At 76.2% G+C, this 2,954-nt stretch carries 2 protein-coding genes and 1 riboswitch; of the genes, one reads left to right on the top strand and one right to left on the bottom strand.

The genetic code is table 11. The annotated features are described in order from the left end of the window. Positions 1-1,805 (bottom strand): VWA domain-containing protein (locus tag QM572_RS13730; protein WP_415094044.1); only part of this gene is annotated, 1,805 nt, incomplete at its 3' end. A 24-nt stretch (positions 1,806-1,829) separates the two neighbouring features. Then, a riboswitch (cobalamin riboswitch) is annotated at positions 1,830-1,945 on the bottom strand. Between the two features lie 17 nt (positions 1,946-1,962). Between QM572_RS13730 and cbiE the strand changes: the two genes are divergently transcribed. After that, positions 1,963-2,954, top strand: a 992-nt coding sequence (cbiE, locus tag QM572_RS13735) for a precorrin-6y C5,15-methyltransferase (decarboxylating) subunit CbiE (protein ID WP_415094045.1), incomplete at its 3' end; no start/stop codon positions are given.

Below are 2,954 nucleotides of genomic sequence, written 5' to 3' on the forward strand. Positions count from 1 at the left end.
AGGGGCCGCAGGCGCGGGTCGCGCAGCCGCTCGCGACGGAGGACGCGGGCGGCCTCGAGCAGGCCCTCCGCGAGTGGCGTCCGGCCGCCGGCGGCGACCTCCTCGAGCCGGGCAGCGGCGATCTCGACGCTGTGCGTGGGCGGCAGCACGAGCTCGGCCTCGGAGCCGCGGAAGGTGATCAGCCCGACCTTGTCGCGCCGCCGGTAGGCGTCGAGCAGCAGCGACAGCACCGCCGTCTTCACCTGCGTCATCCGCTTGCGCGCGGCCATCGACCCGGACGCGTCGACGCAGAAGAGGACGAGGTTGGCCTCCCTGCCCTCGCGTACGGCGACACGCAGGTCCTCCGCGCGCACCTCCACCCGCCGGGCGGCCCGGGGGCGGGTCGCCTGCTTGCCGGCCGCCGCCTTGAGGGTCTCGACCAGGTCGAGGGAGCCCGAGTCGCCCGGGGTCGCGCCGATCCGCCGGCCGCTGGTCGCCAGCGCCCGGCTCCGGCGCCCGGCCGTCCCGGTGCCCACGCCCCTGACCGCCAGGAGGCGGGGACGGTAGGGCGTCGAGGCGCTGACGACCGAGTCGCTCGCGCCGCCCGCGGGTGGCGGGGCTGTGCGGTCCGATGCCTCCGCCTCGGAGGGGTCGGAGGGATCGGAGGGATCGGTGGCGTAGGAAGGGTCGGAGGCGTCGCCCTCCGGCTGCTCGCCGGGTCCTGTCGGGCCCGGCGGCTGCGGTGGCTCGGGGCTCTCCGGCGGCTCGGGCGGCTCGGGCGGCAGCTCCTCGTCCCCGAGGATCCGGTCGAGCAGCTCCTCGTCGAGTCCGGGGGCGTCGAACGGGTTGCGCCGGCGCCGGTGCGGCAGCGCGAGCAGGGCGGCCCGGCGGATGTCGGCCCTCGTCACCGTGTCGCGGCCGGCCCAGGCGGCGTGGGCGACGGCGGTCCGGGCGGTGACGATGTCGGCGCGGAGGCCGTCGACCTCGAACGCCGCGCAGATCTCGGCGATCGTGAGCAGCGCCGGCTCGGCGAGCCGCACGTCGGCGATCCGCGAGCGCGCCGACGAGATCCGCTCCGTGAGGAGGCGGTCGCGCTCGGCGTACCGCTCGACGAAGGCGGCGGGATCGGCGTCGTAGGCGATCCGCCGCCGGACGACCTCCGCCCGCAGTGCGGGATCGCGCGGCGCGGCCACCTCGACGGTGAGCCCGAACCGGTCCAGGAGCTGCGGGCGCAGCTCGCCCTCCTCGGGGTTCATCGTGCCGATGAGGACGAAGCGGGCGGCGTGCTCGACCGAGACGCCGTCCCGCTCGACGGTCGCGCGGCCCATCGCCGCCGCGTCGAGGAGGAGGTCGACGAGGTGGTCGTGCAGCAGGTTGACCTCGTCGACGTAGAGGATGCCGCGGTGCGCCCGGGCGAGGAGGCCGGGCTCGTACTCCACCGCGCCCGCCGACAGCGCCCGCTCCAGGTGCAGCGAGCCGAGCACGCGGTCCTCCGTCGCGCCGACGGGCAGCTCGACGAGCCGCACCGGACGCGTGCCGATCGCGGCCGACGCGTCGAAGGGCCCGTCCGGCGAGACAGCCCCGGCGTCGGCGGGGTCGATCGAGAACCGGTCGGCGGCGTAGACCTCGATCGGCGGCAGCACCCCGGCGAGCGCGCGGACGGCGGTCGACTTCGCGGTGCCCTTCTCCCCGCGGACCAGCACCCCGCCGATCTCCGGCGAGATCGTGGTGAGGACGAGGGCCAGGCCCATGTCGTCGAGCTCCACGCCGTCGTCGAGGTCGGCGTCGCAGCCGAGGACGGCCGAGAAGGGGTAGTGCACCGGCATGTGAGGCTCCCGCTCAAATGGCCATGAATAGGTCGAGCGCGAGGCCGGTCTTCGGACTTTCACCGCAGCGGGCCTGTGCCGGAATCCCACCGGCTTCCCAGATTCTCCCCGTGAGGGGCACCTCGTGCTGTTGGCCGCCACGATAGCGTCTGCCGTCATGATCCCCGTCGCGGTGGTCGGCATCGCCGCCGACGGAGCGCTCGCCGACCCGGATCTCGCCCTCCGCGCGGACGCGGTCGTCGTCGGGGCACCTCGCCACCTCGATCTGTTGCCGGAGGTCCCCGGCCAGCTCCGGCTGCCCCTCCCCGCGCCGCTGCGCGAGGGGCTCGTCGCCGTCGTCGAGAAGTACGCCGAGCGGCCGGTCGTCGTCCTCGCCTCCGGTGATCCGCTGGTGGCCGGGGTCGGGACGACGCTCGTCGAGCTGCTCGGCCCCACACGGGTCCGGGTGGTGCCCGCGGTGTCCTCGGTGGCGTTGGCGCGCGCCGCGCTGGGGTGGCCGGCCGAGTCGCACGCCACGGTCCGCGCGACCGGCGCCGACGTATCGCTGGTGCACCGCGAGCTCGCGCCCGGGCGACGGATCCTCGTCCTGTCCGCCGACGAGGAGACACCGGACGCCGTGGCCGACCTCCTCTGCCGCGCCGGCTACGGCGACTCCATCGTGACCGTGCTCGGCGACCTCGGGACGCCGGTGGAGACGCGCGCGACCTGGATGGCGAGCGAGCGCGTCAGCCCCTCGCCCCGGCTCAACGTCCTCGCCATCGAGGCGACCGGCTCGTCGGCGCACGCCTCGTGGACGGCGGGCCTCCCCGACGACGCGTTCGAGCACGACGGCCAGCTCACCAAGCGGGACCTCCGCGCCTCCGCCCTCGCCCGGCTGGCCCCGGTCCCCGGCGCGCACCTGTGGGATGTCGGCGCGGGCGCAGGCTCGGTCGGGATCGAGTGGATGCGCGCCCATCCCACCTGCACGGCGACGGCGATCGAGGCCGATCCCGAGCGGGCGCTCAGGATCGCGCGCAACGCCCGCCGCCTCGGCGTGCCCGGCCTCGAGGTCGTCACCGGCCGTGCCCCCGACGCCCTCGCCGGCGTGGCCGGCACGCAGGCGCCCGACGCGGTCTTCGTCGGCGGCGGCGCGACCGCGCCCGGCGTGAT

It is taken from the genome of Nocardioides sp., assembly GCF_047607365.1.
Classification (GTDB): Bacteria; Actinomycetota; Actinomycetes; order Propionibacteriales; family Nocardioidaceae; genus Nocardioides.